Below are 13,998 nucleotides of genomic sequence, written 5' to 3'. Positions count from 1 at the left end.
TCGTCGTTCGAATGCGCCAGTACTCACCGGACCTGACCCCGCCGTGGAAGAAGTCCCGGCCCGTCCCCGAGGTCCCGGCCGACCCCGGCCTGGTGGTCGAGGAGCCCGGCACCGGCTTCTGCGGCGCGGTGATCGGCTGCGAGGCGGGCACGGTCACCCTGGAGGACCGCTTCGGCAAGCACCGCGTCTTCCCGATGGAACCGCGCGGCTTCCTCCTGGAGGGCCGGGTGGTGACGCTGGTCCGCCCCGCGTCGGGCGCACCGGTCCGGCCGACCCGCACGGCCTCCGGCTCGGTCGCGGTGGCGGACGCGCGGGCCCGGGTGGCGCGGGCGGGACGCATCTACGTCGAGGGGCGCCACGACGCCGAACTGGTCGAACGGGTCTGGGGCGACGACCTGCGCATCGAGGGCGTGGTCGTCGAGTACCTGGAGGGCATCGACGATCTGCCGTCCGTGGTACGGGAGTTCGGGCCCGGCCCGGACGCCCGCCTCGGCGTCCTGGTGGACCACCTGGTCCCCGGCACCAAGGAGTGGCGCATCGCCCAGGAGGTGACCGGCGAGCACGCGCTCGTGGTGGGCCACCCCTACATCGACGTGTGGGAGGCGGTGAAGCCCGCGTCGGTGGGCATCGCCGCGTGGCCCCGGGTCCCGCACGGCCAGGACTGGAAGACGGGCGTGTGCCGCGCCCTGGGCTGGCCGGAGAACACCGGCGCGGCCTGGCAGCACATCCTGTCCCGGGTGCGCTCCTACAAGGACCTGGAGCCGGAACTGCTGGGCCGGGTGGAGGAGTTGATCGACTTCGTCACGGTCACGGAGTGAGCCACCGGTGCGGCCTGGCGTTCGGCAGGGTGCCGAAGCCGGCGGTGTCCAGTTCGACGCCGAGGATGTCGACCGCGAGCGGGTCGCCGAAGGCCGCCCGGCGCTGCACGGTGTAGTCGGCGTCCTCGCCCTTCCCCGCGGGCTCGGTCAGCAGCACGCACCGGGCCATGATCGGGTCGACGATCAGGTAGGCGGGAATCCCGCCGGCCGCGTAGATCGACCGCTTGACGCCGTGGTCCCGGTCCACGCTGGTCCTGGACACCACCTCCACCACCAGGGTGACCACGGTCGACGGCAGCAGCCGCCCCGAGGCGGGCAACGCCTCCGGCGCGGCCACGACCAGGTCCGGCACGGGCTCACTGGCCTCCCGGGCGATGTCGAGGTCCTGGGTCTGGAGCCGGACCCAGCGGTTGCGCGGGATCTGGTCCTGGATCTCGGTGACGATCAGGTTGTGGACCAGATCCGGCCCGGCCATCATCACAATTTCCCCCCGCAGGAGCTCTGCCGTCACGCCCTGGGGAGGATCGAGGTCCTCGTAGTACGTGGTCATGGCTCGTTCGTCCACCGCGGTCATCTCCGTGGTCCTCCACATCGCCGCGCGCTGTCGGCGGCAGCCTGGGAACCAGGGTAGGGACCTGCCCCGGGTTCCGCACCGATTCACCCCTGGGGGTGATCAGTCCACCAGGTCCCGCACCACCGCGTCCGCGAGCAGCCGCCCCCGCAGGGTGAGGACCGCGCTGCCCTGCTCGTGGCGGACCGGGTCCAGCAGGCCGTCCGCCACCGCGCGGCGGGAGGCCGCGAGGCCGTCGGGGCGCAGGAGGTCCAGCGGGGCGCCCTCGACGAGGCGCAGTTCCAGGAGGACGCGTTCCACCCGGCGGTCCTCGTCGGTCAGGAGTTCGCGGCCCGCGCCCGGGGAGCGCCCCGCCGCCAGGGCCGCCGCGTACGCGCCCGGGTGCTTCACGTTCCACCAGCGCACCCCGCCGACGTGGCTGTGGGCGCCGGGTCCCGCGCCCCACCAGTCGGCGCCGCGCCAGTACAGCTCGTTGTGCAGGCAGCGGGCGTCGGGCGTGGCCGCCCAGTTGGAGACCTCGTACCAGTGCAGGCCGGCCGCGCCCAGCATCTCCTCGGCGATGAGGTAGCGGTCGGCGTGGACGTCGTCGTCCGTCATCGGGACCTCGCCGCGGCGGATGCGGGAGGCGAGGCGGGTGCCGTCCTCGACGATCAGCGCGTACGCGGAGACGTGGTCGGGGCCCGCGCCGAGGGCGGCGTCGAGGGAGGCGCGCCAGTCGTCGTCGGACTCGCCGGGGGTGCCGTAGATCAGGTCGAGGTTGACGTGGTCGAAGCCGGCCGCGCGGGCCTCGGCGACGCAGGCCTCGGGGCGGCCGGGGGTGTGCGTGCGGTCGAGGATCCTCAGGACGTGCGGGCGGGCGCTCTGCATGCCGAAGGAGATCCGGTTGAAGCCGCCCTCCCGCAGGGCCGCCAGGTACGCGGGGTCGACCGAGTCGGGGTTGGCCTCGGTGGTGATCTCCGCGTCGGCGGCGAGGCCGAACTCGTCGCGGACCGCGTGCAGCATCCGGACCAGGTCGGCGGCGTCGAGGAGGGTCGGGGTGCCGCCGCCGACGAAGACCGTGCGGACCTCGCGGGGGTCGTCGCCGAGCACCTTGCGGGCCAGGCGCACCTCGTCGACGAGGGTGTCCGCGTAGTTGTCGCGGGAGGCGAGGACACCGCCGGTGCCGCGCAGCTCGGTGGCCGTGTAGGTGTTGAAGTCGCAGTAGCCGCAGCGGGTCGCGCAGTACGGGACGTGCAGGTAGAACCCGAGGGGCCGCTCGGCGGCCCCGGCCAGGGCGTGCGCGGGCAACGCCCCGTCGTCGGGGACGGGCTCACCGTCGGGGAGTGCGGAAGGCATGCGTTCCATTGTCCGGCATCGGGGAGCGGTCCGGCTCCGCGCGGGCCGGCGCCGGTCGGCGGGCCCCGGCTACCCCGCGGCGGCCCCGGCCGTCTCCGCCTGGAGGACCAGCAGCGCCAGGTCGTCCTCCGGGGGCTGCGGGCCGAAGGCGTGGACGAGGCGGCGGATGCGTTCGGCGATCAGGTCCGCGTCCAGGCCCACGCAGCCGGCGAGGGCGGCCGCGAGGCCCTCCTCGTCGTCGAACTGCCGTGATCCGGAACGCCGTTCGGTCACGCCGTCGGTGACGCAGAGCAGGGTGTCGCCGGAGCGCAGCTCGAAGGACTCGCTGGTGTACGTGGTGTCCTCGAAGACACCCAGCAGCGTCTGCGGGTGGGCCGCGGTGCGCACCGAGCCGTCGGCGCCGAGCAGCAGCGGCAGCGGGTGCCCGGCGGAGGCGACGGTGCAGCGCACCCCGCCGTCGAAGGGGGTCAGCTCGCCGTAGAGCAGGGACAGGAACCGGGTCTGCGGTCCGTCGCCGGGGCCGACGGGCTGCCCGCCGGCGGCGACGAGGGCGCGGGCGGCGGCGTCGGCGGCCTCCGTGGCGTCGTCGAGGAGGAGCTGGTTGAGGCGGTCCAGGACGTCGGGGACGCCGTAGCCCTCGCGGGCCAGCAGCCGCAGCCAGGGCCGGGCCAGACCGATGACGACGGCCGCCTCGGGCCCCTTGCCCTGGACGTCGCCGACGGTGAAGCACCAGCGGCCGTCGCCGGCCGGGAAGATGTCGTAGAAGTCACCGCTGGGGCCGCCCTTGTCGCACGGTTCGTAGACGAGGGAGCTGCTCAGGCCGGGGATCTGGGCGACGGCGCCGGGCAGCAGGCCGCGCTGGAGGACGGCGCTGATGGTGGCCTGCCGGGCGTACTGGCGGGCGGCGCCGATGGCGAGCGCCACCCGGCGGCCGAGGTCCTCGACGAGACCGCTGATCTCGTCCGGCAGTCCCGCGGTGCCCGCCCGGCCGATGACGAGGGTGCCCAGCGGCCGGCCGCCCGCGACGAGCCGGTAGGCGAGGGCGGCGCCCTCCCCGGCTTCCGGGCCCAGCGCCCGGCCGGGCCAGGGGACGGGCACGGGCCCGGACCGCGGCAGGGCGTCCGACAGCCGCGGGGGTTCCTTCTCCAGGGCGGTGCGCAGGTCCTCGATGCGGTTCTCGCTGCCGTGCCACACGCGGGCGAGGCGGGGGCCCGGGGCGACGGTGGAGCGGTCGCCCCCGTGGCCGCGGCCCATGGACTCGTCCTCCAGCCACACGGCGCACCAGTCGGCCAGGCGCGGCACGACGAGCTGGCAGCTCAGGGCGGCGACGAGGTCCTCGTCGAGCTGTCCGGCGAGCAGGTCGGAGGCCTCGGCGAGGAAGGACAGCGCGCCGCGGCCCAGCCAGTCCCGCTCGTGCTCGGCCGGTTCGGGTCCGGCGGCGGGCAGGCCGGCGACGCGCAGCCCGCGCTCCAGGTCGTTCTCGTCCTCGTCGTACGGGCCGGTGTACGCCTCGACGTCCGGGAGCGGCGGCTGCCCGGCGGGGCCGAGCGCCGCCCACACCGTCTTGGCGCCGGTGCGGTAGGTGATGCCCCAGGACTCGGAGAGCGCGGCGACCAGGCGCAGGCCGCGCCCGTACTCGGGGGTGCCGTACGAGGGTTCGGGGCGGCCGTCGCGCGGGGCGCGGGAGGGGTGGTGGTCCTCGACCTCGACGAACACCAGTCCGGTGGCCGCGTCCAGGCGGCAGACGAGGTCGACGTCGGTGCCGGCGTGGACGACGGCGTTGGTGACCAGTTCGCTGACGACGATGACCGCGTCCTCGGCGGTGCGGTCGGTGAGGAGGTCCGCGCCGGGCAGCAGGCAGTGGGCCCAGTCGGCGAGGGCGGCACGCACGATCGCGCGCGCGTTGCTGGGCGCGAGGGGGCTGCCGTGCAGGGTCGCGCGCACGTGCGCGAGGCGGTCCGCGCCGTGCTGCTCGGGCGCGGCGGAGACTCCGGAAACGGTCTCCCGTTGCGTCGGAATGGCCCCCATGGACAGCCTCCGGGCAGTTCGGACGATTAGGCCTCGGTCGATGCGGACAGAGTGACAGACTGGCCCCGCCCATAAGCACCGAGTTACCGAAGTGGGCCGGCATGAGTGAGAACAGTGCTACAGATGCACTCGAAGACGGGCAGATTCGGCCATCGGACCCGCGTCCCCTGTCCGCGGTGGCGACGGCGGTACGCAACGGCGGCTTCACGCAGGTGCCGGGGGCGGGCGCCCGGGGCGCCGACGGCCACGCGCCGGAACCGGTGGGCGGGGACCAACCGCCCTCCGCCGTCGGCGCGTTGGCCGACCCGCGGGGCGAGGGCCGCCGGCGGGGACACCCCCGGCACGGCACGGCCGACGGGCACCGGCGCACGACGACGACCACGACCGACCTGACGACCGCGGCGGTGGCGACGGACGCGCCGACCGCGACGAATGAGGCATCCGCGGCATGAACACGCTTGAGGACACGACCGACGCGCCCAGCGGAATCCTCCTGGTGGACGACATGGAGGACAACCTGATCGCCCTGGAGGCCGTCCTGGGCTCCCTCAACGAGCCGCTGGTGCGCGCCCGTTCGGGCGAGGAGGCGATGAAGGCGCTGCTGCTGCGCCGGTTCGCGGTCGTCCTGCTCGACATCCGGATGCCCGGCATGGACGGCTTCGAGACCGCCGCGAACATCAAGCGTCTCGACCAGACCAAGGACGTCCCGATCATCTTCCTGACCGGCACCGACTCCGACGCCGGGTACGCGTTCCGCGGGTACGCCACCGGTGCGGCCGACTACCTGACGAAGCCGTTCGACCCGTGGGTGCTGCGCGCCAAGGTCACCGTGTTCCTCGAACTGCACCGCAAGAACCAGCAGTTGGAGCATCTGCTGGCCCGTGAGCAGGAGCAGTTCGCCGAACTGGCCGCACGCCTGTCGCAGGTGGAGTCGCGGCTGGCGGCCAGCACGGAGGACGAGGTGCGCGGCCTGCGCCACCACGTGCGCCGCATGGAGGAGACGCTGACCGACATGCGGCGGGGCCGGCCGTGACCGGCCCCGCGCACCGTGCCGTGACGCGGCGGCTCAGGCTTCGCGCGTCCCCGCGTACATCTCGTCGATGAGGTGCCGGTAGGCGCGCTCCACGACGGGCCGCTTCAGCTTCAGGCTCGGCGTGATCTCGCCGTGCTCGATGTCGAGGTCGCGCGGCAGCAGGCGGAACTTCTTGATGGTCTGCCAGCGCTGGAGGCCCTGGTTGAGCTCCTCGACGTACTCGGCGACCATCTCGACCGTGGCGGGCGCGGCCACGACCTCCGCGTACGACCTGCCCTCCAGGCCGTTGTCCTTGGCCCACTCCAGGATGGACGGCTCGTCCAGCGCGACGAGGGCGGTGCAGAAGTTCCGGTCGGCGCCGTGCACCAGGATGTTGGAGACGTACGGGCACACCGCCTTGAACTGCCCCTCGACCTCGGCGGGCGCGATGTACTTGCCGCCGGACGTCTTGATGAGGTCCTTCTTGCGGTCGGTGATGCGCAGGTAGCCGTCGGGCGACAGCTCGCCGATGTCACCGGTGTGCAGCCAGCCGTCGGACTCCAGCACCTCCGCCGTCTTCTCCGGCAGCCTGTGGTAGCCCTGCATGATGCCGGGGCCGCGCAGCAGCACCTCGCCGTCCTCCGCGATGCGCACCTCGGTGCCGGGCAGCGGCTTGCCGACGGTGCCGGTGCGGTAGGCCTCGCCCGGGTTCACGAACGACGCCGCGGACGACTCGGTCAGGCCGTAGCCCTCCAGGATGTGCACACCGGCGCCGGCGAAGAAGTACCCGATCTCCGGGGCGAGCGCGGCCGACCCGGAGATGCAGGCGCGCAGGTTGCCGCCGAACGCCTCGCGGATCTTGGAGTAGACGAGCCGGTCGGCGACCTTGTGCTTGGTGCTCAGGCCGGCGGGCGCGGAGGCGGTGCCGGTGCGCCGGAAGTTGTCCTGGGTGACCTTCGCGTACTCGCGGGCGACCCCGGCCGCCCACTGGAAGATCTTGTACTTGGCCGCGCCGCCGCCGCGGGCCTTCGCCGCGACCCCGTTGTAGACCTTCTCGAAGATGCGCGGCACGGCGGCCATGTAGGTGGGCCGGACGACCGGCAGGTTCTCGATGATCTTGTCGACGCGTCCGTCGACCGCGGTGACGTGCCCCACCTCGATCTGGCCGGAGGTGAGCACCTTGCCGAAGACGTGCGCGAGCGGCAGCCACAGGTACTGCACGTCGTCCGGGCCGACCAGGCCCGTCGCGGCGATCGCCTTCGCCATGTACGACCAGCAGTCGTGCGGCAGCCGCACGCCCTTGGGGCGGCCCGTGGTGCCCGAGGTGTAGATGAGGGTGGCGAGCTGGTCCTTGGTGATCGCGCCGACCCGCTCGGCGATCAGGTCGGGGTTCTTCTCCAGGTAGGTGGCGCCCCGGCTCTCCAGCTCGGCCAGCGTCAGCACCCCGTCGCCCGGTTCCACGCCGTCCGCGTCGATGACCACGATGTGGGTCAGCTCGGGCAGGCCGGCCCGTACCTCCTGGGCCTTGGCGAGCTGCGCCGCGTTCTCCGCGATCAGCACCTTGCTCTCGGAGTCGGAGAGGATGAACGACGACTCGTCGGCGTTGGTCTGCGGGTAGATCGTCGTGGTGGCCGCGCCCGCGCACAGGATGCCCAGGTCCACGAGGATCCACTCGACGCGGGTGGACGACGCCAGCGCCACCCGCTGCTCGGGCTGCACGCCCAGCTCGATCAGTCCCGCCGCGACGGCGTGGACGCGCTCGGCGGCCTGCGCCCAGGTCAGCGACCTCCACTCGTCCGGGCCCTCGCCCTCGGCGGGCGGTACCGGGTACCGGTAGGCCTCGGCGTCCGGTGTGGCCGCGACGCGCTCCTGGAACAGGGCCGCGACGGTCGGCGGACGGTTCTCGATCAGGGTCTGTGTGTCGCTCACGACATCCTCCGGGCCCGCGACGGTGCGGCTGGCTCTCAGTGCGGCTGTTTTGGCTCTCAGTGCGGCTGTGCCCACTCGCGGTCACTGTTTAACTCGCGAGTAACTATCGGGCAGGGGATCAGAGTAGAGCCCGACCGGCCGGTACGTAAGGGGCGGCAGGGTGTCTCTTGCTACACACCGCGGACGCCCGACCGGCGGCCGGACACCCCGCGCGCACGCTCCGTGCGCGCCGCGGGCCCGCCGCGCCGAAGCGCGACGGGCCCGTGAACCCCGGGCGGGCGGCACCGCGCACATCCGCGCGACGGCCGCCCGCGCCGGTTACTTCTTCGCCTTGCCGGAGCCGGCGTTCTCGTCGCTGGACAGCACCGCGATGAACGCCTCCTGGGGAACCTCCACGGAACCCACCATCTTCATCCGCTTCTTGCCCTCCTTCTGCTTCTCCAGGAGCTTCCGCTTGCGGGAGATGTCACCGCCGTAGCACTTGGCGAGGACGTCCTTGCGGATGGCGCGGATGGTCTCGCGGGCGATGACCCGGGCACCGATGGCCGCCTGGATGGGCACCTCGAACGCCTGCCGCGGGATCAGCTCCCGCAGCTTCGCGACGAGCCGCACCCCGTACGCGTACGCGGCGTCCTTGTGCGTGATCGCCGAGAAGGCGTCCACCTTGTCGCCGTGCAGCAGGATGTCGACCTTGACCAGGCTGGAGGACTGCTCGCCGGTGGGCTCGTAGTCCAGCGACGCGTAACCGCGCGTCTTGGACTTGAGCTGGTCGAAGAAGTCGAACACGATCTCCGCGAGCGGCAGCGTGTAGCGGATCTCCACCCGGTCCTCGGACAGGTAGTCCATGCCGAGCAGGGTGCCGCGCCGGGTCTGGCACAGCTCCATGATCGAGCCGATGAACTCCGACGGCGCGAGGATCGTGGCACGCACGACCGGCTCGAACACGTCGGTGATCTTGCCCTCGGGGAACTCGCTGGGGTTGGTGACCGTGTGCTCGGACCCGTCCTCCATGACCACGCGGTAGACCACGTTCGGCGCGGTCGCGATCAGGTCGAGGCCGAACTCGCGCTCCAGCCGCTCCCGGATCACGTCCAGGTGCAGCAGACCGAGGAAGCCGACGCGGAAACCGAAGCCGAGGGCGGCCGAGGTCTCCGGCTCGTAGACCAGGGCCGCGTCGTTGAGCTGGAGCTTGTCCAGCGCGTCGCGCAGCTCCGGGTAGTCCGAGCCGTCCAGCGGATACAGACCCGAGAAGACCATGGGCTTCGGGTCCTTGTAGCCGCCGAGCGCCTCGGTGGCGCCCTTGGACTGGCTGGTGATGGTGTCACCGACCTTGGACTGGCGGACGTCCTTCACACCGGTGATCAGGTAGCCGACCTCGCCGACGCCGAGACCGTCGGAGCTGGTCATCTCGGGCGAGCTGACGCCGATCTCCAGCAGCTCGTGCGTGGCGCCGGTCGACATCATCCTGATCCGCTCGCGGCGGTTGAGCTGACCGTCGATGACACGGACGTAGGTGACGACACCGCGGTACGAGTCATAGACCGAGTCGAAGATCATCGCGCGGGCGGGGGCGTCGGCGACACCCTGCGGCGCGGGGATGTCCCGGACCACCCGGTCGAGCAGCGCGTCGACACCGACACCGGTCTTCGCCGAGACGCGCAGCACGTCGTCGGGGCTGCAGCCGATCAGGTTCGCCAGTTCCTCGGCGAACTTCTCCGGCTGCGCGGCCGGCAGGTCGATCTTGTTCAGCACCGGGATGATCGTGAGGTCGTTCTCCATCGCCAGGTACAGGTTGGCGAGGGTCTGCGCCTCGATGCCCTGGGCGGCGTCCACGAGGAGGACGGTCCCCTCGCAGGCGGCCAGCGACCGGGACACCTCGTACGTGAAGTCGACGTGCCCCGGGGTGTCGATCATGTTGAGGATGTGCGTGCTGCTCTGCCCCTCCTCCACGGTCGGCGCCCACGGCAGACGGACCGCCTGGGACTTGATCGTGATGCCGCGCTCACGCTCGATGTCCATGCGGTCGAGGTACTGGGCACGCATCTGCCGCTGCTCGACCACACCGGTCAGCTGGAGCATCCGGTCGGCGAGCGTGGACTTGCCGTGGTCGATGTGCGCGATGATGCAGAAATTGCGGATCAGCGCCGGGTCGGTACGGCTCGGCTCGGGCACATGGCTGGGGGTCGCGGGCACGCAGGGTCCTGATTCTTGAGGCGTCCGCAGGGTCTGCGGTCTCGGGTCGGATCTTTACGTAGCCTCCATCGTCCCATGGGCGGGAGGTGCCGGACGTTTTACCCCGGCTCGGCCCCGGTCCGGACAGGGCCGGGGGCGGGGCCGGGGGCGGGCTCCGGGCGGGTTTGGGGGCCCCGGAGAGCGGCTGGTAGCCTGGGTGGCTGTGTCTCCTGCCCTTCCGGTGCGGGGCACACCTCAAGAAATCATCGGTGCGGGACCCTCGCGGCCCCGTGCCTGAACCTGCAAAGGCTCATTCGTGGCGAACATCAAGTCCCAGATCAAGCGGATCAAGACCAATGAGAAGGCTCGGCTGCGCAACAAGGCCGTCAAGTCCTCCCTCAAGACCGCGGTCCGCAAGGCCCGTGAGGCCGCTGCCGCGGGTGACGTCGAGAAGGCCACCGAGTACCAGCGCGCTGCCGCGCGTCAGCTCGACAAGGCCGTCTCGAAGGGCGTCATCCACAAGAACCAGGCCGCCAACAAGAAGTCGGCCCTGGCCACCAAGGTCGCGGCCCTCAAGGGCTGATTCTCCTTGCCGGTCCGCACGGACCGGCCGCCGAAGGGAACCAGGGCCGGCCCTCTATCCGCCCCCCGACGGCACACCGAGTTCCGTACACGACTGCGTTCGCCACGCGGGTACGGACTCACCGGGTTTGAACCGAAGGCCCCCGGCCTCCCCCGCATTCTCAGGGTGGAGCCGGGGGCCTTCGGTCTGCCGGGCACCTACCGGGGGCCATCGCCGGCGGGGGCTGTCAGTGCCGGGGCACTCGGTGCCGGGGGTACTCGGTGCCGGGGGCACTCGCTGCCGGGGGCACTCGCTGCCGGGTGGGCGGGCCGAGGGTCGACGGGAGCGGGCCGAGGAGCTCGACTGGCGACGGGAGCGAGCCAAGGGCTGACGAGAACGAGCCGAGGGCCGACGGGAGCGAGCTGCGGATCAGCGGGAGCGGACCGGGGGCCGACGCGAGCGAGCCGCCGGTCAGCGAGACCCAGCCGCGCGGGCGACGGAAGCGGGCCCCGCAGCCGACGGGAGCGAGCCAAGGACTGACGGGAGCGAGCCGGGGGCCGACGCGAGCGAGCTGCCGGTCAGCGAGAGGCAGCCCCGCGGGCGACGGAAGCGGGCCGCGCAGCCGACGGGAGCGAGCCGAGGGCCGACGGGAGCGGACCGGGGGCTGACGGGAGCGGGCTGCCGGTCAGCGAGAGCCAGCCGCGCGGGCGACGGAAGCGGGCCGCGCGGGCTACGGGAGCGAGCCAAGGGCTTACGGGAGCGGACCGGGGGCCGACGCGAGCGAGCCGCGCAGCCGACGGGAGCGAGCCAAGGGCTTACGGGAGCGAGCTGCGGGTCAGCGGGAGCGGCCCGGGGGCCGACGCGAGCAAGCTGCCGTTCAGCGAGAGGCAGCCCCGCGGGCGACGGAAGCGGGCCGCGCAGCCGACGGGGGCGAGCCGAGGGCCGACGGGAGCGAGCTGCGGGTCAGCGGGAGCGGACCGGGGCCGGCGGGAGCCGGTCAGCGGGAGCGGGCCGCGCGGGCGATCGCCACGACCGCCTTCTCCAGGGCGTACTCGGGGTCGTCCCCGCCGCCCTTCACCCCCGCGTCCGCCTCCGCGACGGCCCGCAGGGCGACGGACACCCCGTCCGGGGTCCAGCCGCGCATCTGCTGCCGCACCCGGTCGATCTTCCACGGCGGCATGCCCAGTTCGCGCGCGAGGTCGGCGGGACGGCCGCCCCGCGCCGACGACAGCTTCCCGATGGCCCGGACCCCCTGCGCCAGCGCGCTCGTGATCAGTACGGGGGCGACCCCGGTCGACAGCGACCAGCGCAGCGCCTCCAGCGCCTCGGCCGCCCTGCCCTCCACGGCCCGGTCGGCGACGGTGAAACTCGACGCCTCGGCCCGGCCCGTGTAGTACCGCCCGACCACGGCCTCGTCGATCGTGCCCTCGATGTCGGAGACCAACTGCGCGGCGGCGGAGGCCAGTTCGCGCAGATCGCTGCCGATCGCGTCGACGAGCGCCTGGCACGCCTCCGGGGTCGCCGACCTGCCGAAGGCCCTGAACTCGCCCCGCACGAAGGCGAGTCGGTCCGCCGGCTTCGTCATCTTCGGGCAGGCCACCTCGCGCGCGCCCGCCTTGCGCGCCGCGTCCAGCAGCCCCTTGCCCTTGGCCCCGCCCGCGTGCAGCAGGACGAGGGTGATCTCCTCGGCCGGGGACCCCAGGTACGCCTTGACGTCCTTGACGGTGTCGGCCGACAGGTCGTGGGCGTTGCGCACGACCACGACCTTGCGCTCGGCGAAGAGCGACGGACTGGTCAGCTCGGCGAGGGTGCCCGGCTGGAGCTGGTCCGACGTGAGGTCGCGCACATCGGTGTCGGAGTCGGAGGCGCGCGCGGCGGCCACCACCTCCTGCACGGCGCGGTCCAGCAGCAGTTCTTCCTGCCCCACCGCGAGGGTCACGGGGGCGAGGGGATCGTCGTTCGCACTCTTCCTGGCCATCGCCCCCAGCATCCCACGGCCCACCGACAACCCGGCGCGCCCCGGACCGCCACCCGCCCCGGGGCGCTCTACGGCTCTTCCCGCCAGCCGTCCCACTCGCGCGCGAAGGCGTCCAGGGCGGCGGCGTCGAGGCTGCCTCGCTCGTCCCGCAGCACGACCAGCCACTGCGCGTCCTCGGCGTCGTCCTCGCCGGCCAGCGCGTCCCGCACCAGCCGCGGTTCCTCGTCGACACCGAACCGCTCCCCGAGCGCCTCGGCCGCCTCCTCGGCGGCGTCGCGGTCGGGCAGGACCAGCACATGTCTCACATCACTCACGGAGACATTCTCCGGCACGGCGGACGGGCGGCCGCCGCCGGGCCGGGCGGAACCCGGGGTCGCGCGGTGCGGCCCCGGGGACGTCCGGACCCGCTCAGGCCTTGGGCACGATCTGGACGTCGAGGTCGATGCGGATGCTGGGGCCGACCACCGCGATGCCGCGTGCCAGCATCGTCTGCCAGCTCACGGTGAAGTCGTCGCGGTGCAGTTCCGTGGTGGCGCGGCAGGCCGCGCGGGTCTCGCCCTCGACGCCGTTGCCCAGGCCCAGGTACTCCGTGTCGAGCGTCACCGTGCGCGTGACGCCGTGCAGCGACAGGGCGCCGGTGACGGCCCACTTGTTGCCGCCCTTGTGCACGAACCGCTCGCTGTAGAACTCCAGCGTCGGGAAGTGCTCCACGTCCAGGAAGTCGGCCGACCGCAGGTGGTCGTCGCGCATCCTGACGTTGGTGTCGATGGTCGACGCGTCGATGACCACGTGCATCGCCGACTGGTCCATCGGGTCGGCGATGCGCACGGCACCGGCGAAGGCGTTGAACCGGCCGTGGATCCGGGCCAGTCCGATGTGCCGGGCGGTGAAGGCTATCGAGGAGTGCTGCGGCTCGATCTCCCAGTCGCCGACGGCCGGCAGCACCGGAGGCTGCGCGACCTGGAGGGTGACGTCCCCGAGCGAGGCGAGCGCGTGCTCACCGACCTGGGCGGTCGCACGGTACGGCGCGTACCCCTCGGCGGACACGGCGAGGCGGTACTCCCCCGCGGGCACGGTGGCCACGAAGGACCCGTACGGGTCGGTGCCGCCGCTGATCACCTTGCGGCCCATGGCGTCGCTGACCGCGAACTCGGCATGCGTCACCGGGTCGTTGACCGGATCGAGCACCCGGCAGCTCAGCACCCCGGCGTTCGGCGGGGTCTGTACCGCCGCGAAGGGACTCGTCCTCTGCGCTCGGTTCGTGCGATTTCCCAGCCAACGGCCGATCACTTACGACACCCCTGTGGCACTTGAACTCAACTGTCTCGGACAGTTCCGATGTTTCCGAAGGTTCATTCGATCACTGTTGTCGCTTTCGAGGCAACACGGCACCGCATGACATGAAACCTAGCCATCCGCCGCGACTGCGCACGAGTGACCCGTTGCGACCCGAATTCACCACGCCCGCACGGGCGTACACGCGACTCAGCGCCCCACCCGGTCGGCGTGCGGCGCCGCACGCCCACGCAACGCTTACGTGCTCCATGCACCTTCCTCACACCGTACTCGGGCTTCCTGTCGACGATCACACCG

Annotated in this window: 12 protein-coding genes; 4 read left to right on the top strand and 8 right to left on the bottom strand. The window is 72.6% G+C overall.

Annotated features, from left to right (window positions below):
* The first annotated feature begins 11 nt into the window (after window positions 1-11).
* Window positions 12-818, top strand: a complete 807-nt coding sequence (locus ACFZA0_RS02085) for a DUF3097 family protein (RefSeq protein ID WP_391009751.1) — start codon at window positions 12-14, stop codon at window positions 816-818.
* Here ACFZA0_RS02085 and ACFZA0_RS02080 read toward each other — a convergent pair.
* The 3 genes from ACFZA0_RS02080 to ACFZA0_RS02070 all read right to left on the bottom strand — a co-directional run bounded on the left by ACFZA0_RS02080 (window position 808) and on the right by ACFZA0_RS02070 (window position 4,752).
* Window positions 808-1,392, bottom strand: coding sequence for a Uma2 family endonuclease (locus ACFZA0_RS02080; RefSeq protein WP_391009748.1), 585 nt, complete (start codon window positions 1,390-1,392; stop codon window positions 808-810). The genes ACFZA0_RS02085 and ACFZA0_RS02080 overlap by 11 nt on opposite strands.
* A gap of 99 nt (window positions 1,393-1,491) precedes the next feature.
* A complete protein-coding gene (gene hemW / locus ACFZA0_RS02075) occupies window positions 1,492-2,724 on the bottom strand; it encodes a radical SAM family heme chaperone HemW (protein WP_391009745.1) in 1,233 nt (410 codons plus the stop codon).
* A 69-nt stretch (window positions 2,725-2,793) separates the two neighbouring features.
* The gene (locus ACFZA0_RS02070) at window positions 2,794-4,752 is read right to left on the bottom strand and encodes a SpoIIE family protein phosphatase (RefSeq protein WP_391009742.1); all 1,959 of its coding nucleotides are present in this window, start codon (window positions 4,750-4,752) and stop codon (window positions 2,794-2,796) included.
* 176 nt (window positions 4,753-4,928) lie between these two features.
* Here ACFZA0_RS02070 and ACFZA0_RS02065 point away from each other — a divergent pair, with 176 nt between their 5' ends.
* Window positions 4,929-5,204: a hypothetical protein gene (locus ACFZA0_RS02065; protein ID WP_391009739.1), complete on the top strand. Its 276-nt coding sequence runs from the start codon at window positions 4,929-4,931 to the stop codon at window positions 5,202-5,204.
* Complete coding sequence (locus ACFZA0_RS02060) at window positions 5,201-5,785, top strand: response regulator (RefSeq protein ID WP_391009736.1); 585 nt, start codon at window positions 5,201-5,203, stop codon at window positions 5,783-5,785. Before ACFZA0_RS02065 ends, ACFZA0_RS02060 begins: the two co-directional genes overlap by 4 nt.
* Before the next feature lie 33 nt (window positions 5,786-5,818).
* Here the strand turns inward: ACFZA0_RS02060 and ACFZA0_RS02055 are convergent, their stop codons facing one another.
* On the bottom strand, window positions 5,819-7,693 hold the full coding sequence (locus tag ACFZA0_RS02055) for an AMP-binding protein (protein WP_391009733.1): 1,875 nt from the start codon (window positions 7,691-7,693) through the stop codon (window positions 5,819-5,821).
* Window positions 7,694-8,011: 318 nt separating this feature from the next.
* The gene (gene lepA / locus ACFZA0_RS02050) at window positions 8,012-9,886 is read right to left on the bottom strand and encodes a translation elongation factor 4 (protein ID WP_391009731.1); all 1,875 of its coding nucleotides are present in this window, start codon (window positions 9,884-9,886) and stop codon (window positions 8,012-8,014) included.
* A gap of 295 nt (window positions 9,887-10,181) precedes the next feature.
* Between lepA and rpsT the strand changes: the two genes are divergently transcribed.
* Window positions 10,182-10,448, top strand: a complete 267-nt coding sequence (rpsT, locus tag ACFZA0_RS02045) for a 30S ribosomal protein S20 (protein WP_391009728.1) — start codon at window positions 10,182-10,184, stop codon at window positions 10,446-10,448.
* A gap of 976 nt (window positions 10,449-11,424) precedes the next feature.
* On the opposite strand, the gene holA is transcribed toward rpsT, so the two are convergent.
* The 3 genes from holA to ACFZA0_RS02030 all read right to left on the bottom strand — a co-directional run bounded on the left by holA (window position 11,425) and on the right by ACFZA0_RS02030 (window position 13,695).
* A complete protein-coding gene (holA, locus tag ACFZA0_RS02040; RefSeq protein ID WP_391009725.1) occupies window positions 11,425-12,405 on the bottom strand; it encodes a DNA polymerase III subunit delta in 981 nt (326 codons plus the stop codon).
* Window positions 12,406-12,473: 68 nt separating this feature from the next.
* The gene (locus ACFZA0_RS02035; RefSeq protein WP_391009722.1) at window positions 12,474-12,719 is read right to left on the bottom strand and encodes a hypothetical protein; all 246 of its coding nucleotides are present in this window, start codon (window positions 12,717-12,719) and stop codon (window positions 12,474-12,476) included.
* A gap of 94 nt (window positions 12,720-12,813) precedes the next feature.
* The gene (locus tag ACFZA0_RS02030; RefSeq protein ID WP_391009719.1) at window positions 12,814-13,695 is read right to left on the bottom strand and encodes a YceI family protein; all 882 of its coding nucleotides are present in this window, start codon (window positions 13,693-13,695) and stop codon (window positions 12,814-12,816) included.
* Window positions 13,696-13,998 lie beyond the last annotated feature (303 nt).

It is taken from the genome of Streptomyces sp. NPDC008150 (assembly GCF_042956945.1).
Lineage (GTDB): Bacteria > Actinomycetota > Actinomycetes > Streptomycetales > Streptomycetaceae > Streptomyces.
The sequence above is the reverse complement of the archived record's forward strand: the minus strand, read 5'-3'. Positions and strand labels throughout refer to the sequence as shown.